This is a genomic window from Listeria sp. LM90SB2, from assembly GCF_028867355.1.
In the GTDB taxonomy this organism is placed as follows: domain Bacteria; phylum Bacillota; class Bacilli; order Lactobacillales; family Listeriaceae; genus Listeria; species Listeria monocytogenes_B.
The window spans coordinates 795,915-816,071 of the sequence record NZ_CP046449.1 but is presented as its reverse complement, the minus strand read 5'-3'; the positions used below and the strand labels follow the sequence as shown (position 1 = coordinate 816,071).

Here is a 20,157-nt window from a genome sequence, read left to right as displayed (position 1 = left end):
GAACACAAAATTGAGTTGTGGAGGAATTTAAAAAATGAAATCATTTCAAGCACTTTTCATTGAAAAAGAAGCAGATAATACTTCCCTTCATTTTAGAGAAACTACTATAGATAACTTGCCAGAAAATGAAGTAACGATTGAGGTACATTATTCTGGTATTAACTACAAAGATGGACTGGCTGTACTTCCAGACGGGAAAATTGTGAGCGAGTATCCTTTTATTCCTGGTATTGATGCAAGTGGTGTGGTCGTCCATTCTAAATCTGACCAATTTCAAGTAGGCGATGAGGTTATTGTCACTAGTTATGATTTTGGAGTGAGCTATTTTGGTGGATATAGTGAGTTTATTCGCGTTCCAGCTGCTTGGGTTGTTCCTTTGCCAGATGGTCTATCATTAAAAGAAGCGATGATACTTGGCACAGCGGGCTTTACAGCAGCACTCTCGGTCGATGCGCTTGAATTTAGTGGCGTAACACCCGATGCTGGAAAAATCGCTGTAAGTGGTGCAACAGGCGGTGTAGGTAGTTTAAGCTCAGCCATACTTTCCAAACGAGGCTTCTCTGTTGTAGCTTCTTCTGGAAAAAGCGATGCAAAGGAATTCCTAGAAAAATTCGGTGTATCTGAAATAGTTTCAAGAGAAGCTTTTCAACCTGAAAAAGTGCGCGCATTAGACAAACAACTATACGCCGGGGCCATTGACTGTGTTGGTGGAAAACCTCTTTCATACCTCCTAACAGCTGTTCAATATGGCGGGGCAGTTACTACATGCGGTATGTCTGCTGGTGGAAAATTAGATACAACTGTCTTTCCATTTATTTTGCGTGGTATTCAATTATTCGGTATTGATTCAGTTTTATGTCCGATGCCAAAACGAGAACGAATTTGGAATAGACTTGCGACAGATTTCAAATTAACTAATTTAGAAAGCTTAGTAACAGAAGTGGGCTTTTCTGAGTTACCTGAAGCTCTTCACCAAGTAATGAACGGTGGCGTGACTGGTAGATATTTAGTGAAAATAAAATAAATAAAAAGCATTGTCCTTAAGTAGTAAGGACAATGCTTTTTTAACGATAAGCGACTAAAACATGGGCATCAATGACTTGATCAATAATCGCTATGCACTTGTCATAATCTTGTACATCCAACGCATCAATAAAACGTTGGATGTTAGCGATTGTTTTAACACAAGCGTTTTGTGCAATCTTAATGACTTCTTCATCACCAAATTCTTGAATATTATTAAAAAAATCATCGCTAATTTTCAAATAGTAATTATTTTTCATATAGGTTAGTAAATCACTCACAAACCATTTTTCATATTCGAAATAAGTTGCTGGGTCGGTTGGTTGTTCGCGTTCAATTTCGACTAATTTTGCAACAACTCGCATTTTATTGAAGGCTATTTTTTTTGTACGGATTTTTTGGATAGCTTGTTTTAGAAACAAACCAATAATTTCTGTCATTTCAAAGTAACGTTCTTTATTAATAATGCTGTCCCGAACAAAAGCACCTCGAAAATCGTTGTATTCCACATATCCATCTGCAGCAAGCATCCCGATTGCTTTTCGAATCGGCGTACGACTAATTTCTAATTGTTGTGATAATGTATTTTCAATTAAACGATCGCCTGGCTTTAGTTCCCCGTTTCTAATCTTCTTTTTGATTTCCCGATAACAAACACTTTCTCTAGTCTCTTTGCGTTTGGTTGTCATGACTTTGCCTCCTAAGTGTGCCTAAAAAATTATGTTATAAAAAGGACCGTGATGTAATAATCTCTTTCAAAAAATCGTTTTCATTCACTTTTTTCTCCATTGCTAAAAATGGATGGTAACTTGTATTTTCACTAACAAGCATTGCCGTTTGAATCGCTATAATTTCTTTTGTTAGCTCATGCTCTTTTCTTGTGTTTTTTTCAGATTTCGAGCGAATAATCGACATCAACGTAAGACCGATAAAATAGAAAACAACAGCCATCACAATGATAATCACGGCTGCAATAAGCCGCTCTACTACATCATCCATCAAGAATAGAAATGTACCACCTAAAATTGCTAAAAATGCTGCTATAAAAACGCCAATTATCGTACTAAGTGGTTTATGGTTCTTTTGTTCTTCTGCCATTTCTGAATGAATAAATCGAAGTAATTTATCTAAATCATCTCTTGAGCTAAAACCACTTTTTTCTAAATAGGCAAATAATAAATAACGCCGCATTACAGTCAACTCTTTAAAATTTCGTAGTTGATATCTGGTACGAATGAACTTTTTCGCACGACTATAAATCAATACGTAATAAAAGAGAGGTATACAAAGTAAACTAATTAAAATCACTGGAATCAAAAACACATTATCCAACAAATAAACGACTATAATGTTAGCAATAATTAAAAGTAGCACTACTAAAAAAAACGCTCTCCAAAAACCCTTTATAAAGCTATGTACTAAATTCCAACTGCCAAGTTTTTTAAAATAAAAATCGTTTAATTTTTTTATAGCCATTTCTACACCTTTTCCTTTTTTCTAAATCTAAGTTTAACACGAGTTCTAGATTTATTAAAGTTTGTAACCTCTTTTTGCTGTAGTAACAACAAAACTCTAAGAAATTTCTTCTTAGAGTTTTTTAGACGTCTTTTATTCAAATAGCATCGCTAAAATTGCTTCTTTTTCAATTCCGCCAAAATAGGCTTTTGTATCAATTGCACTCCAAGCTTTTTCAACTTCTTCTCGTTCAAAACGGCAGCCGATTATTTTCCCAGCTAATTCAGCCACATCCTCTGTACCAAAAAAGTCCCCATAAATGGTCGCTTCTTTTACTTGACCTTTTTCTAGTGAAACTTGGAATTCAATGGTTCCAGCTGGAAATCTTTTTTTGCGTTTAATAGTGGCTTTTGGTGATTTACCATACGTCCAGTCCCAATTCCGGTAACGTTCTGTGCGTAATTTTTCGATTCCTTGCTTGTCAGCTTCCGTAAAAGTATAACGTGGGATATCTTTCGTTTCAAAAATAGATTCCAGTAGAATTTGTTTAAAGGTTAGAATATCGATATCTTCCGCTAAATGTTCGCGAATTGTTGTTACACGACTGCGCACAGATTTAACACCCTTGGATAAGTATTTCTCTGGATCCACTTGTAATGCTTTTTCGAGCATGGATAAATCGACATCGAAAAGTAAAGTCCCATGGCTATATAGTCGACCTTTTGTTGCAAATTGCGCATTGCCACTTATCTTTTTGCCATTCACTTCAATATCATTTCGACCACTCAGTTCAGCATTTACACCAAGCTTGCGGAGCGCTCGAATAACTGGTTCTGTGAACTTCGCGAAATTTTGAAAACTATTCCCATCATCTTTTGTGATCATGCTAAAGCTAATATTGCCTTCGTCGTTATAGACAGCTCCCCCACCAGATAAACGGCGGAGAACGTCGATATGATGTTCTTTGACAAAAGCATGGTTGATTTCTTCCAGCGTGTTTTGATTTTTACCAACAATAATCGTCGGCTTCATCCGGTAAAACATAAAATACGTTTCATTTTCATCTAAAGAACGAAGCGCATATTCTTCCATCGCAAAGTTGTACGCTTGATCGAGTACATCTTCATTATCTAAATAAATCACTTTTCCTAAGCATCCCCTTTTGCTCTAAGTGTCATTCGAATGATTTCTGGGTCATTAAATAAGCGCGGTAGTTTCGTGACATTTCCTAAGCCGCGGCTCACAATAAGCGCTTTACCGCCAGCCCGGTGAATCCCTGCTGTCCATTTCGGCATGAGACCTTGTCCCGGTGCGAAAAGGCCTTCTGTTAAAGGTAGTCTAAATTGACCGCCGTGCGCATGTCCAGATAATACTAAATCAATTGGATAGGCTTGGTATAGTGGCCAAAACTCCGGACGATGCGCCAGTAATATCGTAAAGTAATCCGGTGATAAATTAGCTGTCGCATCGTCTAAAGCTTCTTTTAATGCCGCTTCTTCCCATACTTCTTTTGGTAGTTCTTTTTCTGCCCAGTCATCTCTTACAAAACGAGGATCCCGGACGCCTGCTACCATGATTGCGGCGCCATCTTTTTTTAGAAAATAGCGTTCATTTTCAAGGACAGTAACGTGATGTTTCTCCATGTCTGCTTTAAAATCTTCATAAAATGCGCTTCGACCCTCATGATTTCCACTCACATAAAAAACCGGGAATTCTTTAGCCAATTTGCGCACAACTGCCATCGCTACATATGGCGACTCATCTCCATCAATCATATCTCCTGTTAGAAAAACAGCATCCGGCGCTAGTTCATTCACGATACTAAGCAAAGGATTATTATATAAACCAAAACTTGCACTATGCAGATCAGACAACTGAACAAAAGTTGCGCCGTCCCATTCTGCTGGAATTTTATCTGATACTATTTCATAATCTGTTACAGTTAAATGTTTGGTTGACCAGTATGCATATCCTGTGAAAGCAGCAACTGCCCCAAGTATACCCCATCCAGTTTTTTTCATAGTTAGAAATCTCCTCACTAAATTTGCTGTATGTTTCATTATAGCAAATTCAGCTGGAACTCGCTTTACTCAGCTACTTGGTATTCTGCTAGCTTCTGTAAATCGGCCGGACTAACTTCAGCCACAATCTGCGTGCCATTCTCCAAGTATTCAGTAGCTAAAACATCTGCATGATCATTTAAATAAGCGACAACATTCCCCGCCTCAAACGGAATTAAAAAAGTCGCTTTCTCGTAGCTAGCAAAAAGTTCTTTACGAATTACTTCGGTTAGAAATTCCAAACTTTCTTTTTCACGCGCGGAAAAGACAATTGTATTTTCCGTTTGCTTAGGATAAATTTCTCCTTCTATTAAATCCGCTTTGTTGTATGCATAAATAACTGGAACATCCTCCACACCAACAGCTTTCAACGTTTCTTCCGTCGTCTTCATCATTGTTTTATAATGCGGATCCGAATAATCTACCACATGAATGAGTAAATCTGCATCGCGTGCTTCTTCTAGTGTGGAGCGGAATGCTTTCACTAATTGATGGGGAAGTTTGCTAACAAAACCAACTGTATCTGTGAGTAAAAATTGCTTGTTATCTGGCAAAACAATTTCGCGTACACTTGTTTCAAGCGTAGCAAAGAGCATGTCTTTCTCAAAAACTTGTTTTTCAGCAGTTTCACTATAAGCACGTACTAGCCCATTCATCGTTGTGGATTTTCCAGCATTGGTATAACCAACAAGTGACACCACAGGAATTTCATTTTTCTTTCGTTTGCGACGGCGTACTTCACGGTCATCCACGAGCATGTCTAACTCTTTTTGTAAATGGCGGATTTGGTATTTGATGGTACGGCGATCGGTTTCAATTTTCTTTTCGCCCGAACCACGGTTGCTAAGTCCGCCTTTTCCGCTTTGTTGGTCCATGTCTTCGCCTTGTCCAAAAATTCGCGGAAGTTCATATTGTAATTTGGCGATTTGGACTTGGAGTTGAGCTTCTTTTGTTTTTGCTCGGTTCGCGAAAATAGCTAAAATCAAGCCTGTTCTGTCCATTACATCCAGTTCCAACGCTTCTTCTAGGTTTCTAATTTGCGACGGTGAAAGTTCATCGTTAAAAATAATCAAGCGAGCATCTTGCATTTCTGCCAGCCCTTTGATTTCATCCACTTTTCCTTTTCCAACATAAGTAGCGCGATTTTCACGGTCGATATTTTGCCGTATTTCGCCCACTACTTCCATATTATTTGCAGCCGCTAAATTGGCTAATTCTTCCATTGAATAATCAAAATCTTTTTGTTTCTGACTTATACCAACGATTAATACTTTTTTCTCCATAAAAAAGGACCTCCTGAAATAGATTCAGCGCGGTCAGGGTTTTTGAGTAGAAGAAAACACAAAAATAGCATCCAAAGATACTAGCTTGCTTTCAAATGAAGCGCATTCCACCTTCATTCTACCCATATTTATTTTGGGTGCCATACATGCACGCAAGACCAATCCCGTTACCCATACTAAATAAGCATGGATATTCCCGCACTATTAAATTAGTTGCATAGATTTTTTGGGAAACGTAGTCTAATATAACGCATGATGGGCAACCCTCCGTTCATTTAAGTTGCCCCTAGTTTAACATGGTCGCTTTTGTTTCGCAACTATTTCTCGTTAATTTGGCCTTTCAATCCGGAAAATATCGCCAAGTTTTGTATAGTCATTTCCAGCGAGTCTGGCAACTGGTTCAAGCTTTTCTGGCAAAATATAGTGATGCTCAGAATCAAACACTTCATCTGCGAAATCATATGTCAAAATACGTGCCAGAATTAAATCGGAAACAACCTCACCCGCATCATTTTTAATCGGAATAATTTGTTCTAGTTTAGCTGTAAGCACGATATTGGCCTCGGAAATCTTTGGGGTTTTCATTCCAGGAACTTTCTCTAAATGCAAGCTTGTTTTATCGATTTCGCTCACATCTGGTGCCAGTCGAGCAGCGGTTTTATTCATTTCTTCCACAAAAGACTCACTAACAATATGAATATTTAATTCTTTCGTAAAAGCCGCATTCCTCGCTGTATCTTTTTGCTCGCCATTCGCGCGTTGAACAGCTATCGAAACTATCGCTGGATCGCTTGAAACAACATTAAAAAAACTGAACGGGGCGGCGTTAACCGTCTCCCCGTCTTCAGCAAGCGTCGTTACAAAAGCAATTGGTCGTGGAATAATACTTCCTGTTAAAAATTTGTAGTTTTCTTTTTGAGATAAATCAGCACTTTTAAAAATAGTCATCTACTTCCCTCATTTCTGGTTGTTTTGATACCATTTTTTCGCTTCTTCAAGCTCTTCCATAGTAAGAGAATGCCCAGCCGCTGTCCAAACTGTTTCGACTTTCGCGCCCCGTTTTTCGAGGATTTCAACCAATTCTTCGGAGGCTTTTGCGGTAATAAGTGGATCATTTAAGCCAGCGGACAGAAATACGTTGCGGTGGCTAATCGAAAATTCGGGTTGTTTATTTCCAGCTGGCATCGCATGAAACAAAATCGCTTTATGGAAACTATCTTCTGCTTGTAGTAGCGCGTTGGCTGCGATGTTTGCGCCATTTGAATACCCTACTGCAATGATTCGTTCAAAATCCAATTGATATTTTTCAGCCAGTTCGCGTGTTGTAGTGATTAATTCTGCGGTTTTACTTTCCAAATCTTCTAAATCTAAGCTGCCATCGTGAAATCTTTTGAAAAACCGATTTGCTCCGCCTTCTTTAATATCACCGCGCAACGATAAAACAGCCGCGTCACCTGCGATAAATTCCGCCACTTCGACAAGCGACTTTTCATCGCCGCCTGTCCCGTGAAGTAGTAATAGTGGGGCTAAATCCTTATTTTTCCCTGGAATATAAATGTGTTCCATCATTTATCAGCTCCGTTTCGTATTAATCGGACGTACCATTTTTTCAATTTCTGCGCGTTTTGGTTCTAAAAATGGAGGCAAGGCTAATTTTTCACCGAGTGTTTCGTATGGTTCATCACTTGCAAAGCCCGGACCATCTGTCGCGAATTCAAACAAAATTCGTTCTGAAACGGGTACATACAATGATTCAAAGTAGAAGCGGTTTACATAGCCAGAGTTGGGTGCTTCGATTGTATTCATGCGATCAATCCATTTTTGCAATTCTTCGTGGTCTTCTACTCGAAAAGCCACATGGTGAACGCCACCGTAGCCTTGCATTGCAGCTGGAATATCGGTACGTTCTTCGACAATCACTTGCGCCCCATTACCACCTTCGCCAACCTCGTATAAATGAAGTCCGTCTTCTTCTGTCACTTTTCTAAAGCCAAAAATCGTTTGCAAAATCGCATCCATATTTTTGAGCGAAACAACCTTTAAAAAGACTGGTCCTAAGCCATAAATTGCATATTTTTCTGGGACTGGTCCGTTTTTCCATGGAGTTCCAGCTGCTACCCCTTCGTTATTTTCATCTGAAATCAGTTGTAATTGTTGGTCGTCAAAATCTTGGAATGTCAGATATTTTTTGCCAAATAGAGTTTTGATATCACTATGAGGAACTTCTAATTGTTCAAAACGATTAAGCCAGTATTCAAGCGCCGCATCACTAGGTACTCGGAAAGCTACGCGAGAAATACTGTCTGTGCCGTGACGTCCTTTTGGTAAATTTGGAAAGTCAAAAAATGTCATATCCGTTCCCGCTGAACCTTTGTCATCGGCGAAAAACAAATGATACGTATGAATATCGTCTTGGTTGACGGTTTTTTTCACTAAACGCATTCCTAAAACTTCTGTAAAAAACGCATAATTTTTCTCCGCACTACTTGTCATTGCTGTTACGTGGTGAATTCCTTTTAAATCTTTAATCATGATAAATCTCCTCCAAAATAAGTTTCAATTTCTGTTCTTTTTTCTTCTAAAAAGCTTGGTAAGGCTAAGTTGTCGCCCATTGTTTCAAGCGGTTCGTCAATTGTAAAACCGGGGCCAGCACTTGCAAATTCAATTCTTAAGCCACCTGGTTCGCGAATATATAGACTTTTAAAATACTCGCGGTCAACAAATTCTTCTATTTTCAAATCGTTTCGAACAGCTATATCGTGAAGTTCATCAACGGCTTCTTTGGTTTCAACGGTATAAGCAATGTGATCGATTGTCCCGCGTCCTGTTCGCGATTTTTTGTCTGAACTTGTGGCATGAAGTTTCGCAAAACTCGTCTTGTCTTTATCTACTAATACCCCATTCTGACTTTCTAAGCCAAATAAATCCGTGAAAAACTGGCTGGTCGCGGCCGGATTTGGCACGTGATAGTCTGCGCCGATAATCCGAACAATTTGCTTTTCAGCCGGGATATCAGTGTGGATGGTTGGGTTAGAAATGGTTTCTGGTATTTCCGTTAGGATGATACCCATTGTATCGGGATCTTGTAAGGTTAAAGTCTGGCCTTCTTTTTGGAAAGATATCGCAAAATCGTTTAGCCTTTTTTTCCAGTAAGAGCTTGTGCCTTTTGGTATTCCAAGGGTGATGTTTCCGAAAAAGGCGCGTTCGTTGTAGCTTGAGCCGATACGAGGTACTTCGAAAAATGTTAACAAGGTACCCGGGCTTCCTGTATAGTCTCCGTAAAATAGGTGGCGCATGTGAATATTGTCTTGATTTACTGTATTTTTTACGAGCCGTAGCCCTAATATGTCTGAATAAAAATGATGGTTCTCGCTAAATGATTTCGTTAGCGCAGATACGTGATGAATGCCTTTAATCATTTGTTTGTACCTCCTTCTTGATTACTAACTATAGTTTATAACTAAACTATTAAAAAGAAAAGTTTTATGCTCACAAAAAGTAAGTAACTTTTAATGACCGCAAAAAAGAGCGCCATTAAGCGCTCTTTAATACACATCTCGTTTGGTGAAAATAAAATAGGATAAGATAAACGCGACTAGCATCCACGCGGTCAGAACGAGCATCGAGAAACTCAATGTCATGCCTTCGACGGGTGGGCTCGAGCCGTTTAAGTAATTCGTTAGTTGTAAATTAACCATAAATAAATATTTCGCGCTCGGCCAAGAGCTGACGAGGTTGGTTAAAATGGTTCCGGTAATGAGTGAAGCAAGCATAATTCCCATTACGGCAGCTGTGGAGCGGACGAGCACCGATACAAACATCGTTAACACGCCGACCACGACACTGACAAACCACGCGAGTCCGAACTCCATGAGCAGTAGTTGCCAAACCGGCAGTTGGTACACGTCTGTTGTTGTAACAGCACCATCTTTCATGCCAAATCCGGTGAGAACTGGCGCATCCCAGCCACCGTAACCAAACACAATTCCAGAAATCAGATAGGCAATAACAGCGGATAATACCATAATCGCGGAAATCGAAAGCAACATTGAAATATATTTACTCGTCAAAATCCGCCATCGCTTCACAGGCCTTGTCAGCAGGAATTTCATCGTTCCCGCACTTGTTTCAGCACTAATTAAGTCGGCCGCTATAACCATGATAAAAAGCGGAAACAATAAACTAATACCATTTTCGACAAACGTTTTTAGGAAAGTTGGTGCTCCAGGTGCATTTGGGTTGATGTCATTATCCAAATAATATTGTAGTTGCCCGACAAGCACTTTGAAATATTTTTGATATTCTTCTGGCAGTCGCCCTGTTCCGAGCCTATTTTCAAGGTCAACAATTTGTTGTTGGGTTTGCACATGCCAATCGCTTGTCCCAGCTTGCTTTTCATCTTCTTGATGCTGCCGGAACTGTGCATACGTGAAAATCGCTACGATAATTGCCACTAGCGCCAAAATAACAATGAGTCGCTTTTTGCGCCAAAGTTTTAATTGCTCATTATAAACTAAATTAATCAATCGTATGACCTCCTGTTAACTCAAGAAATAGGTCTTCGAGAGATGGTTTTTTCTTGTCGATTTCATGGACTTGAATGCCTTTTGCAACCAACTGTTCGTTCCATTCGGCGCTATGTTCATTCACTGCGGTCACGAGATATTCGCCGTCCACTTCTACTTCGGTTACACTTTCCAAAAATGCTTTGGCTTGTTCAAAAGGAGTCGCCAGCCAGCGTAATTGCGCACGAGAACTAAGAAGATGTGAAACTTGATCGGTTTTAATAATCGTCCCATCTGTCATAATCGCCACTCGGTCACATAAAAGTTCAATTTCACTTAATAAATGGGAAGAAACAAGTACACTAATACCTTCATTTCTAGCCAGAGCACGGATAAAGTCGCGCATTTCGTGAATTCCAGATGGATCTAAGCCGTTTGTTGGTTCATCAAGAATTAATAATTTCGGATTCGAAAGTAACGCTTGAGCAATGCCTAAACGCTGGCGCATACCAAGTGAATACGTAGAAACTCGGTCATTTATCCGCTTTTCTAGCCCAACTAGCTCGGTTACTTCTTGGATGCGTTCTTTTTTAATCGCCGAATCCATTCGGGCAAAATACGCTAAATTTTCTTGTCCCGTTAAAAATGTATAGAATTCTGGGTTTTCAACGATCGAGCCAAGTCCGCGCATTGCTTCGGTGAAATTTTTCCGTATATCTTTCCCACCGATTAAAATCGTTCCAGATGTTGGTTTTATTAGCCCCACAATCATTCGAATCGTCGTTGTTTTGCCAGCTCCATTCGGTCCAAGAAAGCCAAAAACTTCTCCGGGCATTACTTCAAAAGAAATCCCTTTGATAATTTCTCGTTTGCGAATTTTTTTATGCAGATTAGTTACTTGAAGTGCTAGCTCCGTCATCGTCTTTTCCCCCTCCTGTTTGTATAACCTCTGTCACCCGATTACCGATAAACTGATATCCGGCGTGATTTGGATGGAATTTATCAGTCGCTAAATATGCATCCCCATTTTGCTGAAATAAATCAAAAGTCGGAACATAAATGATATTTTTCTCGTTTTGCGATAGATTTTGACTTTGCATGTTCCACTCATTCGCAACTGCCGACATTTCACTCGCATTTTTTAATGACATAAACGGATTATACAGCCCAATATGAAAAACGGGCGCGGATGGATTTAATTTTCGTATCGTTTGGTAAATTTGTTTCAGGTTGTTCGTATAGCTTGCTTCGGCTTGTTTAATTGCATTGCTTTTGAAATCATCCAGTGCTTCTCCGCCACGAAACAAATCATTTCCGCCAATCGTCATTAAAATAACATCGGCTGATTTTATTTGGTTTTGCACTTCTTTTTGATCTAATTGTTTGAGAAGCTGGTCTGATTTCGCCCCACTAATAGCAAGATTGACATTCTCGACATTTTTCTCTTTTTGTTTGTAGAAATTCTCCACCACTCGGACATACCCGCCGCCTTCTGTATCGCCAACGCCATATGTAAGCGAATCACCGAGCGCGGTTATTTTAAAGGTATCTTGTTTTTTCGTTACTGTCGTCTCTTTTTTGGTGGTGGTTTTCGCATTATTCGTTTGATGATTTTTCTGCCCATACCAAATTGATACCACCCCAACCATGCTCAAAATTAACGCAACAACGGAAAAAACTAATAGAATTTGAACCGTCTTACTCTTTTTCACTGACAACCACCTACCGTTTCATGAGGTTTATATTTCACTAAGTATAGCATATTTTAAAATGAGACTCCTTCATTTAAAAAGGATAGCTAGTAAAAACTAGCTATCCTTTTTAAATTATTGGAGCAACCACTCATCAGCTTCTTTGAAAAATTGAGCCACTTGCTCCGGGCGATCAATGCCGGGAAGATTATTATCAATCTCATAACCGTTTAATGTTAATGAAAGTGCTAGGCAAGCATAGCTTTTTCTAAAATTAGCTAACAACTCAGCAGGAACATCTGCAAGTTTACTGGGAATGATTGGCATCAACGAGTCTTTCTCATAAACTCCTTCAAACGCATTAATATACCATCTGCCTTCAATTCGCTCAACTCGTGTGACTAATTTGGCGTCAGAATTGAGTTCCATTTCTACTCCATTAATGATGGTGCGTGTTTGGATAGTGGCTTGCATAATTGCCACAGCTCGATCGTTATTAATCCAAACTTGCGTATTGTATATTTTATGTGGCGCAGGATTGGTCATTTTCTTTGATGCTTCAATAAAGCCATGGCCAGTCCCTTGAAACCATGAAATTTTTACGTTTGAATCTTTTGTAAAGCAAGTTTCCATTTCATCCCAAAGTGCATTGTCGCGACAAAATCGTTCAAATTGAACTAGCTCAAGGATGTCTGTCTTTGCTTGTATTTTTTCTGCGGTAAAAGGTTCGTTTCTAGTTAATAACATCTAATCTCCTCCGTATTCATTCTTTTAATACGAATAGCTTACCATTACCGCATACGAAAAGATGTAACGCTGGTTACTAGTTACTCAATAAAAGTATCAAATATAATCGCATCTAAAATAATAACGCTACTTCCTTCGATACGAATAATATTTTCTTTTTGCATTCTGCCAAGTTCTCTCGAAAGTGAAGGTCTTGTAATATCAAGATAGTCGGCAATTTCTTCTCTTGTTTCTGTTAATTCGATACTGCCATCATCGTCTTGGATGCCAAATAAATAATTGCTTATTTTTGCACGAACAGAGTCTTCTGAAACCATTCGTACCTTTTCACCTATATATTCAAATTTTCTAGTAACACTTTTTAATAAATTGACTAATAGTTGGTTTTGTAAAGCTAAATCTAAGGTTTGAAGAGTTTCTTGGTCGATGCTGCTAATTTCTAATACTGTTGTCGGTTCAAGCACGATTACATAGTCCCAAAATGGATTGCGATGCGAGAAATAATAAATCTCCCCAGCCAGTTCTCCAGGTTCTGTGACATTTTTACCTAGAATCCGCTTACCGCTACTTGTATTTTTAGCAATGGCCGCATTTCCTTTAACTAAAATATATACTTTCGTTACTTCGTCTGTATAAAATAAAATCTCATTATTTTTATAGTGCTTTTCTTTAACCGTAATTTTATTCATCAGTTCGTTTAATTGAGCTTCTGTTAATCCTTCGCATAATTGGCTATTTTGTAATTCAGTTCGAATGTTCATTTTGCTTCTCCTCTAAAATGAAAGTTACTTTTAACGATAAGCATAGACCACTTTCTTTTAAATAGCAATTACGACTGCATCAAAAAAATTCTGCTAAATTTAACCTTTAGCAGAATTTTTTATTTTTATCCCCAGATTGACAAAAGTACTTTAGCAAATCCGGCTGGTTTTTGAATATAACCTAAATGACCGCCTGGAATATCCACGATAGTTAATCCGAGCTGTTTGGCTATAAAGGCATTAACATCTTGTGGGAATGAGCCTTTTGAATCGGTACCATTAAGTAACGTAATCTGATGAACATATGGTTTGAAATCGTCTAAAGATATATTAGAGCTAGTATATTGGCGGATTTCATAAGTGAACCAGTATTTCATTTGTTGCGTGGTTGAATCTTTTGTCACTTCGTCTATTGTTACGGCTGGTTTCGACATGCTTTCTGCGTCAATGGGGGCAATATGAAGTGTTTCGCCAAAAAGTTGCATTGCTTCAGCCATATTTTTAGTTAGGGCAGTTTGTACAATCTTTTCATTCGCTTCTTGCCACATCTCCGAATCTGGTAAGAATGTATTGATTGGTGGCTCATGAAAGGCTATTTTTTTAACAACTTCTGGGTGATTTTTCAAGACATGCATAGCAACAATCGAACCAGAGCTTGACCCTAAAATATAAACAGGCTCGTCGCTTAACGCTTTTGCGAGTGCAGCAATATCAGCAGCATCTCTAGTCACTCGGTAATCATCATATGCATGACTAGCGCGCTCCGGTATAGCTGCTGTTAACTCACTGTCCCCATACCCACGACGATCTACCATTACAACAGAAAAAGATGTTTTCAATTGCTCTGCCAGTGGTAAAAAGATATCTCCAGTTCCATTTGCTCCCGGTATAAAAATAAGAATAGGACCTTGTCCGACTTTCTGATACGATAATTTTGCTCCTTCAATGTTTAAAACGCTCATTATGACCATCTCCTCTAATTTATCTAAAATCTAACTTTAGTATAGATAGCTTTTGTGATTTCGTCTGTAACCGTGGTTACGAAAGGAGAAAGCTATTATGGATTTATTTTCCAAAAAACACCCACCAAATGGTAGGTGCTCATAAGGAAGTAATCATATAGTTCGGTAGAGGCGCACATTGGCGCCGTATTACTATAAGTGACAATAATAAAAATGTATTGACTAACTAATTGTATTTTCTCAATAAACTCGCAAACCATACGAGATGCGGCAAAATTATAACAAGGAAAAATAATTCAAAAAATAAAAGCGCAATACGAGGAATTCTAATTCCATCATATTACGCTTTTTACATTATCTGTTTGTTAGCTGTCACTATCAATAAGTTCATATACTTTCTTATGAGCCACCACCTAAGGATGGGTGTTTCTGTTAGTCTTATTCCGCCACAATTGCTTTTGTCAAATCGTCCACGAAATCTTGTTTATTTTCTGCTTTCGATGCTTCGGAAATTGCATCAATATCTTTCGGTTTATCATCCCAGCGGCCAGAATCTGCTGTTACCGCAATATGGATACTTTTATCTTTATTATCATTCATAAAAGTGGTTACGTTTTCTGGGATATCATCGGACTGCACTGTAGTGAATAGAACTACTTTGTCATAATCATCTGCTTTTACTTTGTCTAATTTTGTTGTATCGATAATCGAAACATGCACGTTTTTGCCTTCCATGTCTTTTTTCACTTGGTCCATTACACTGTCTTTGAATTTACTACCTTGAGTTGCCAGTAATACATGATCTCCTGTAGCTGATTTATTTATTTCGGCATTTTCAGTAACGTCCATTGATTTAATAAAACGGTAGGATAGCATCACTCCTGCAAATATGACTACGGCGATTCCTACGACGATTAAGCTGATTTTTAGTGGTTTTTTCATGTTAAATTCCTCTTTTCTGTTAGTTGGGTCATTCTGATCTTAAAGCTTCTGCTGCATCTAATTTTGCTGCTTTATTACTTGGATAAATCGAGAAAATAAAGCCAATAGTAATTGTTATTGCGAGTGTAACAAGGAAATTCCAGAACGAAATGTGAATCATATCTTCAAAGCCAATTTTCGTTTCTAAAATAGGACTGGCTATTTTTGCAATTGTCACGGCGACAAGACTTGATAGCACATTAGCTAAAATAATAATATAACTTGCTTCCATCATGAAAAGTCCGCGAATATGGCGTTTACGATAACCAATCGCTCGGAATACACCGATTTCTCTTGTTCGTTCCACCACACCGATATAAAGCACGATAGCAATCATCACGCCAGCAACTGCAAGCGAAAGACCTGCAATAAAGGCAATCAAGTACACAATAATATCGGTAAACTGGCTAAATGTATCTACGAAAGCATTCGCGTTAGTAATCGAATAATTCGCCCAGTCTTTGTCATCCTCATATTTCTCCACGATTTCTTCTGCTTCTGCTGTCGTTTTTGTGAATGCATCTACAGATAAAATCGGTTTTTCAATACCAGTTGTTTTAATAAAGTCGTTCATTGTTTTTGTGGAAACATCAAATCCTCTAGCAAAACCTTCCTTAGATGGGTTGGTAATACCGGATATAATTGTTTCTGTTTTAACCGTATTTTTTGTGTCACTGTTTCTTCCGGCATAAACTAAGGTTATTTTTTTACCAATGAGTTTATCACCATCACTTTTTGTTAATTCATCAGAATCCTTTTTTCCAAGAATAGCTCTTGCTACACTTGACGGGATGACTGCTCCGGTTTCATCACTTGTCACCATTTTCCCGCTTAGAAGATACTCATCTTTGACGGTTAAATCTTCATAGCGTGATGGCTTAAAGTTGGCTTCTTGCATTTCACCAGAAATACCTTTTAAATATTCGCCATCGTATTCAAACTTAATTCCTTGGACAGTAGTGCGTTCGTATATCTCTGTAATATTTTCATCTTCATACAGTTGCTTAATTTTCTTGATCTCACTACTCGTTAATGGAGTGGTAGGTTCAGGTGATTTCGAGCCACCATCTTCTTTATAATAAGTCGTAATCTGATTGGGTGAAAAAGTTGTCCCAAAAATCTTTGAAAGACTTTGATTTACTCCATTTCCAAGCCCAAATGCTAATAAAATAGCGATAATGCCAATCGAGGTGCCAAGTGCTACAAGCAAATTTCGGAATTTTCTATTGAAAAAACTTTTAAAAGAAATTTTTGCAGTAGCCCACCAGTTTAGTCTTAACTTTTTTTCGTTTTTGTGGGTAACTTTTTGGACAACTTCTTTTTTTCTTTCAAATGAAATTACTTCTCCATCTGCTAGGCGTAATACCGCATCAGTTTGGTCTGCAATGTTTAAATCATGGGTTACAACTATTACGGTTGTCCCTTTTGCGGCCAAATCCTTAAGCAGTTTAATAATTTCATCTGAAGTAACACTATCCAGTGCTCCAGTTGGTTCATCGGCTATAATCATATCTGGATTATTAGCGAGAGACCTTGCAATCGCTACCCTTTGCTTTTGTCCACCAGATAGTTGTGTTGGTTTTTTGCTAGCAAAGTCTTCTAGCCCCACTTGTTTCAGCAAATCAAGCGCTCTCGCATTTCGATCGCTTTCTGCTAATTCAGGATTCAAATATAATGGAACTTTTACATTTTCAATAACAGACATATGATTGACTAGATGAAAGCTTTGAAAAATAAAGCCGATATGATTAAAATGATAGGCATCTAAATCAATATCCTGTAAATCTTCCCCATTGTATAAAACTTTCCCTTCATAATCAGTGTCAAGTCCACTAATAATATTTAGCAACGTAGACTTCCCACTACCACTTTTTCCTATAATTGCTGCAAATTCTCCGTCTTGAATGGTCACATTAATATCTTTCAAAACTGGTGTTTCGTTTTTCTTTCCTAACTTATAAGATTTTTTAAGGTGTTTAATTTCTAACATTTATTCTCCTACTTTCAAATAGTATCCATTTTTTTAGATTTCATATAGATGTAACTGCCTGCAATAACTGAACATAAGCCTACATTCCAAACAATAGATAGAAGGGAAATATCAAAGTGTCCATTAGGTAAAATGGAAATGATTCCAGGGCCGTTATAAATATGCAAGTAGTATTCAGCTAGTAAATTGACAATTAGGATAGCAAAGAGAAGTAGAATAACTGCCGCTTTTTGAAGAGAACTCGCCTTCACATGATCTTTTAACCACCCTACCGGAATAACAAAGTAACAAACAAACATAGCGATAAATAAAAACATCATCAACGTTCCAGAAACAAACGATAACGCATCGCCTGCTTCCATTCGTCCTGTCTCAAAACCGTAATACCAAATAAAGGCACTTTGAAGTAAAATTACAGTAATTGCTGATAAATAAGCAGCAAATAGTTTTCCGAAAAATTTCTTTGTTTCTGAAAATCCAGAAAGAGAAGCAAGTGTTACATTTTCTTTCGATGTGTCGAGTTTCGTGATTTTCCAAGTAGTGATAAGCACTAGAATTAGGCTCATTACCGTCGTTCCTCGAATTGCTCTAAAAAGCAAATCCGTTCCCTCAAGCAGATTCATCGTGAACCCTAGAAAGTTCAGCCCCAAGATAATTGCAAGTCCAATCAAAAGAATAGGACTGATTTGTTTTAAATAAAAAGTAATCATTTTTGTCATTTGTTCATTTCCTCCTTATAGAAATCGATTAATGCGTTGCCTGTTTCCTCGCGATAAGTTTCTGTTTCAATAGTTTTTAACGTGTTATCTTTAATTAACCACAGTTTGCTATATAATTTTTCGGTTCCTTCTAAATGGTGGGAAGAAATAATCGTGATAGCATCTGGATTTGTTTCGCTAATAATAGCTTTCATTACTTCTGAACGAGCCATAATATCGATACTCGCAAAAGGTTCATCATAAAGATACAATTTGGCTTTTCTTGCTAACACACTACCAATTTTCACTTTCATTAACATACCTGTTGATAGTTCGCCAAGTTTTAGTCGTTTGTTAATTCGCCATCCAGCAAGTAATCGGTCCCACTTATCTAACTCCATATTTTCAAAAAGCAAACCATGTTGTTTCATATAATCTTCTATAGTAGTACTTTTTTTAGCGTAAAGTTCATTATTTAAATAAGCGATTTGCTGGCGGATATCATTAGTAGTAAATACTTCATTGTCTAATTCCAATGTGCCACTATCCGGTTTCTTCAAGCTTGCTAACATATCTAGCAAGGTCGTTTTCCCGCTACCATTTTCACCAGTGAGCACGATCATGTCGCCTGGTTTTGCTTCGAGGTCTACATTTTGTAAGACTAATTTATTTGGATAGGATTTAGCGATATTATTTCCCACTAACATTTACTTCTACCTCCTCTACTTTTTTCACCCAAGCGATAATTTTTTCTTTATTAATTCCTAATTTACTCATTTCACTAATAAAATTTTCGGTAAGTTGTTTTGCGATGTCATTTTCCAATTGCTCAATTCTCCTCTTATCTTCTGTCAAATATTTACCAGTACCTCGAACGGTGTAAATAATTTCCGTTTCTTCCAGTTCTGCATAAGCTCGCTGGATGGTTGTCGGATTTACTTCTAACTTTGTTGCTAACTCTCTTACAGATAGTAGCTTGTCACCAGCATTGTAAATTCCTGTAACAATTTCTGTATGAATATAATGAACGATTTGTTTATAAATGGGTTTACTATCATCAAACTTCATAATTTCCTCCTTTCGCCTGTCTGTCCGTATCACCGTACCACCTGGGTCACACTGGCTATGAATGTACTATATCAAAGGAAAATCGCTTCATTTATACATTACATATATCTAAAATGCGTTTTTTATTGCTTAAAAAATTTTTTTAATTAAAAATGTATACAATAAGCCAATCTAGATAACGTCACAAACTGTTCATAATATTTTTTTTAAAGAAATAGCGTATAATAAAGTGGTAATTATTCAAATATAAGGGGGCACTATAATGCCAGAGAAACTTGATACCGTACTTGGATATTTAAAAGAATTTCCAGACTACTATAAATATGTAACGAAGAAAACCTATACCGTAAATGAAAAAATAATTTTTGAAGATGAAAAAGCGAAAAGTATCTTTTTTATCGTGGAAGGTTATGCTGCAGTTGAATTAGAGGATAATTTAAGAAAAACGAACTACATTTCCATCTTTGTTCTTCCATATAATGTTTTAGGAATTGATGCATTTTCCTCTTATCCGAAAAAAAAGCATAGTATTACGGTCATGAGTGAACATTTGATGCTCTATAAAATAGATGCTGACTTTTTACTCAACATATTATCGATTAAACCTGATGTAAATGATTTTCTCTTAACAAGTATTGCTGACGTTTTTGCTCGTCACTATGCGCTTCTTGGTATGATTGCAAAAACGCCGAAAGAACGGATTTACATGGCTTTAGAAAATCTTGCGGTAGAGATGGGCACTGAAGATGAAGAAAGAAATGAAATTGTATTACCAAACTTTATCAATCAGTCAGTTCTTGCAAGATATTGCCGCACAACGCAGCCAAACATATCCAATTTACTAACCGAACTTGTAGAAGAAGAATTTTTGGTCAACAAAAAAAGCCCTTACCGGATTGATAAGGACTCTTTGGATATATGAGATTGATATTA

At 37.7% G+C, this 20,157-nt stretch carries 22 protein-coding genes and 1 pseudogene; 2 read left to right on the top strand and 21 right to left on the bottom strand.

All coding sequences use genetic code 11. The features are described from left to right. Positions 1-34: 34 nt before the first annotated feature. Positions 35-1,024: an NADPH:quinone oxidoreductase family protein gene (locus GL301_RS03990; RefSeq protein ID WP_003727168.1), complete on the top strand. Its 990-nt coding sequence runs from the start codon at positions 35-37 to the stop codon at positions 1,022-1,024. A 40-nt stretch (positions 1,025-1,064) separates the two neighbouring features. On the opposite strand, the gene GL301_RS03985 is transcribed toward GL301_RS03990, so the two are convergent. The 21 genes and pseudogenes from GL301_RS03985 to GL301_RS03885 all read right to left on the bottom strand — a co-directional run bounded on the left by GL301_RS03985 (position 1,065) and on the right by GL301_RS03885 (position 19,224). Next, positions 1,065-1,712 carry a GntR family transcriptional regulator gene (locus GL301_RS03985; protein WP_003724490.1) on the bottom strand — a complete coding sequence of 216 codons (648 nt, stop codon included), beginning with the start codon at positions 1,710-1,712 and terminating at the stop codon, positions 1,065-1,067. 34 nt (positions 1,713-1,746) lie between these two features. Then, positions 1,747-2,499: a hypothetical protein gene (locus GL301_RS03980; RefSeq protein ID WP_003734260.1), complete on the bottom strand. Its 753-nt coding sequence runs from the start codon at positions 2,497-2,499 to the stop codon at positions 1,747-1,749. 132 nt (positions 2,500-2,631) lie between these two features. Beyond that, a complete protein-coding gene (gene lplA2, locus GL301_RS03975) occupies positions 2,632-3,621 on the bottom strand; it encodes a lipoate protein ligase LplA2 (protein ID WP_003734259.1) in 990 nt (329 codons plus the stop codon). A gap of 5 nt (positions 3,622-3,626) precedes the next feature. Next, the gene (locus GL301_RS03970) at positions 3,627-4,499 is read right to left on the bottom strand and encodes a metallophosphoesterase (protein WP_003724482.1); all 873 of its coding nucleotides are present in this window, start codon (positions 4,497-4,499) and stop codon (positions 3,627-3,629) included. Between the two features lie 65 nt (positions 4,500-4,564). Continuing rightward, on the bottom strand, positions 4,565-5,821 hold the full coding sequence (hflX, locus tag GL301_RS03965; RefSeq protein ID WP_003724481.1) for a GTPase HflX: 1,257 nt from the start codon (positions 5,819-5,821) through the stop codon (positions 4,565-4,567). 327 nt (positions 5,822-6,148) lie between these two features. Next, positions 6,149-6,769 (bottom strand): flavin reductase family protein, encoded by a 621-nt coding sequence (locus GL301_RS03960; protein WP_003727174.1) that lies wholly within the window; start codon positions 6,767-6,769, stop codon positions 6,149-6,151. Between the two features lie 9 nt (positions 6,770-6,778). Next, complete coding sequence (locus tag GL301_RS03955; protein ID WP_010958802.1) at positions 6,779-7,387, bottom strand: alpha/beta hydrolase; 609 nt, start codon at positions 7,385-7,387, stop codon at positions 6,779-6,781. A 6-nt stretch (positions 7,388-7,393) separates the two neighbouring features. Beyond that, complete coding sequence (locus GL301_RS03950) at positions 7,394-8,353, bottom strand: ring-cleaving dioxygenase (RefSeq protein ID WP_009918155.1); 960 nt, start codon at positions 8,351-8,353, stop codon at positions 7,394-7,396. Then, the gene (locus GL301_RS03945; RefSeq protein WP_003727177.1) at positions 8,350-9,240 is read right to left on the bottom strand and encodes a VOC family protein; all 891 of its coding nucleotides are present in this window, start codon (positions 9,238-9,240) and stop codon (positions 8,350-8,352) included. Before GL301_RS03945 ends, GL301_RS03950 begins: the two co-directional genes overlap by 4 nt. A gap of 126 nt (positions 9,241-9,366) precedes the next feature. Continuing rightward, a complete protein-coding gene (locus GL301_RS03940) occupies positions 9,367-10,347 on the bottom strand; it encodes an ABC transporter permease (protein WP_003721874.1) in 981 nt (326 codons plus the stop codon). Beyond that, on the bottom strand, positions 10,340-11,245 hold the full coding sequence (locus GL301_RS03935) for an ABC transporter ATP-binding protein (protein WP_010958801.1): 906 nt from the start codon (positions 11,243-11,245) through the stop codon (positions 10,340-10,342). Before GL301_RS03935 ends, GL301_RS03940 begins: the two co-directional genes overlap by 8 nt. Beyond that, the gene (locus GL301_RS03930; protein WP_009918154.1) at positions 11,217-12,038 is read right to left on the bottom strand and encodes an SGNH/GDSL hydrolase family protein; all 822 of its coding nucleotides are present in this window, start codon (positions 12,036-12,038) and stop codon (positions 11,217-11,219) included. Before GL301_RS03930 ends, GL301_RS03935 begins: the two co-directional genes overlap by 29 nt. Positions 12,039-12,152: 114 nt before the next feature. After that, complete coding sequence (locus GL301_RS03925; protein ID WP_003724474.1) at positions 12,153-12,764, bottom strand: nuclear transport factor 2 family protein; 612 nt, start codon at positions 12,762-12,764, stop codon at positions 12,153-12,155. An 80-nt stretch (positions 12,765-12,844) separates the two neighbouring features. Then, positions 12,845-13,525: a Crp/Fnr family transcriptional regulator gene (locus tag GL301_RS03920; protein WP_003734914.1), complete on the bottom strand. Its 681-nt coding sequence runs from the start codon at positions 13,523-13,525 to the stop codon at positions 12,845-12,847. A gap of 125 nt (positions 13,526-13,650) precedes the next feature. Next, a complete protein-coding gene (locus GL301_RS03915) occupies positions 13,651-14,487 on the bottom strand; it encodes an alpha/beta fold hydrolase (RefSeq protein WP_003724472.1) in 837 nt (278 codons plus the stop codon). 95 nt (positions 14,488-14,582) lie between these two features. After that, positions 14,583-14,783: pseudogene (locus GL301_RS03910) on the bottom strand (hypothetical protein); the annotation flags it as partial. Between the two features lie 142 nt (positions 14,784-14,925). Next, complete coding sequence (locus GL301_RS03905; protein WP_003731229.1) at positions 14,926-15,429, bottom strand: hypothetical protein; 504 nt, start codon at positions 15,427-15,429, stop codon at positions 14,926-14,928. A 28-nt stretch (positions 15,430-15,457) separates the two neighbouring features. Then, a complete protein-coding gene (locus GL301_RS03900; protein ID WP_010958800.1) occupies positions 15,458-17,458 on the bottom strand; it encodes an ABC transporter ATP-binding protein/permease in 2,001 nt (666 codons plus the stop codon). Positions 17,459-17,472: 14 nt separating this feature from the next. Continuing rightward, on the bottom strand, positions 17,473-18,177 hold the full coding sequence (locus tag GL301_RS03895) for a hypothetical protein (RefSeq protein ID WP_003724469.1): 705 nt from the start codon (positions 18,175-18,177) through the stop codon (positions 17,473-17,475). Next, positions 18,174-18,863 (bottom strand): ATP-binding cassette domain-containing protein, encoded by a 690-nt coding sequence (locus GL301_RS03890; RefSeq protein WP_009928906.1) that lies wholly within the window; start codon positions 18,861-18,863, stop codon positions 18,174-18,176. The genes GL301_RS03895 and GL301_RS03890 overlap by 4 nt, the downstream gene beginning before the upstream one ends. Then, positions 18,847-19,224: a GntR family transcriptional regulator gene (locus tag GL301_RS03885; protein ID WP_003724467.1), complete on the bottom strand. Its 378-nt coding sequence runs from the start codon at positions 19,222-19,224 to the stop codon at positions 18,847-18,849. Before GL301_RS03885 ends, GL301_RS03890 begins: the two co-directional genes overlap by 17 nt. 262 nt (positions 19,225-19,486) lie before the next feature. Between GL301_RS03885 and GL301_RS03880 the strand changes: the two genes are divergently transcribed. After that, positions 19,487-20,146: a Crp/Fnr family transcriptional regulator gene (locus GL301_RS03880; protein WP_003724466.1), complete on the top strand. Its 660-nt coding sequence runs from the start codon at positions 19,487-19,489 to the stop codon at positions 20,144-20,146. The last annotated feature ends 11 nt before the right edge of the window (positions 20,147-20,157 follow it).

Coding starts and splice junctions, on each gene's coding strand:
- GL301_RS03990 (WP_003727168.1), top strand. CDS start 35: ATGAAATCATTTCAAGCACTTTTCATTGAAAAAGAAGCAGATAATACT.
- GL301_RS03985 (WP_003724490.1), bottom strand. CDS start 1,712: ATGACAACCAAACGCAAAGAGACTAGAGAAAGTGTTTGTTATCGGGAA.
- GL301_RS03980 (WP_003734260.1), bottom strand. CDS start 2,499: ATGGCTATAAAAAAATTAAACGATTTTTATTTTAAAAAACTTGGCAGT.
- GL301_RS03970 (WP_003724482.1), bottom strand. CDS start 4,499: ATGAAAAAAACTGGATGGGGTATACTTGGGGCAGTTGCTGCTTTCACA.
- hflX (WP_003724481.1), bottom strand. CDS start 5,821: ATGGAGAAAAAAGTATTAATCGTTGGTATAAGTCAGAAACAAAAAGAT.
- GL301_RS03960 (WP_003727174.1), bottom strand. CDS start 6,769: ATGACTATTTTTAAAAGTGCTGATTTATCTCAAAAAGAAAACTACAAA.
- GL301_RS03955 (WP_010958802.1), bottom strand. CDS start 7,387: ATGGAACACATTTATATTCCAGGGAAAAATAAGGATTTAGCCCCACTA.
- GL301_RS03950 (WP_009918155.1), bottom strand. CDS start 8,353: ATGATTAAAGATTTAAAAGGAATTCACCACGTAACAGCAATGACAAGT.
- GL301_RS03945 (WP_003727177.1), bottom strand. CDS start 9,240: ATGATTAAAGGCATTCATCACGTATCTGCGCTAACGAAATCATTTAGC.
- GL301_RS03935 (WP_010958801.1), bottom strand. CDS start 11,245: ATGACGGAGCTAGCACTTCAAGTAACTAATCTGCATAAAAAAATTCGC.
- GL301_RS03925 (WP_003724474.1), bottom strand. CDS start 12,764: ATGTTATTAACTAGAAACGAACCTTTTACCGCAGAAAAAATACAAGCA.
- GL301_RS03920 (WP_003734914.1), bottom strand. CDS start 13,525: ATGAACATTCGAACTGAATTACAAAATAGCCAATTATGCGAAGGATTA.
- GL301_RS03915 (WP_003724472.1), bottom strand. CDS start 14,487: ATGAGCGTTTTAAACATTGAAGGAGCAAAATTATCGTATCAGAAAGTC.
- GL301_RS03905 (WP_003731229.1), bottom strand. CDS start 15,429: ATGAAAAAACCACTAAAAATCAGCTTAATCGTCGTAGGAATCGCCGTA.
- GL301_RS03900 (WP_010958800.1), bottom strand. CDS start 17,458: ATGTTAGAAATTAAACACCTTAAAAAATCTTATAAGTTAGGAAAGAAA.
- GL301_RS03895 (WP_003724469.1), bottom strand. CDS start 18,177: ATGACAAAAATGATTACTTTTTATTTAAAACAAATCAGTCCTATTCTT.
- GL301_RS03890 (WP_009928906.1), bottom strand. CDS start 18,863: ATGTTAGTGGGAAATAATATCGCTAAATCCTATCCAAATAAATTAGTC.
- GL301_RS03885 (WP_003724467.1), bottom strand. CDS start 19,224: ATGAAGTTTGATGATAGTAAACCCATTTATAAACAAATCGTTCATTAT.
- GL301_RS03880 (WP_003724466.1), top strand. CDS start 19,487: ATGCCAGAGAAACTTGATACCGTACTTGGATATTTAAAAGAATTTCCA.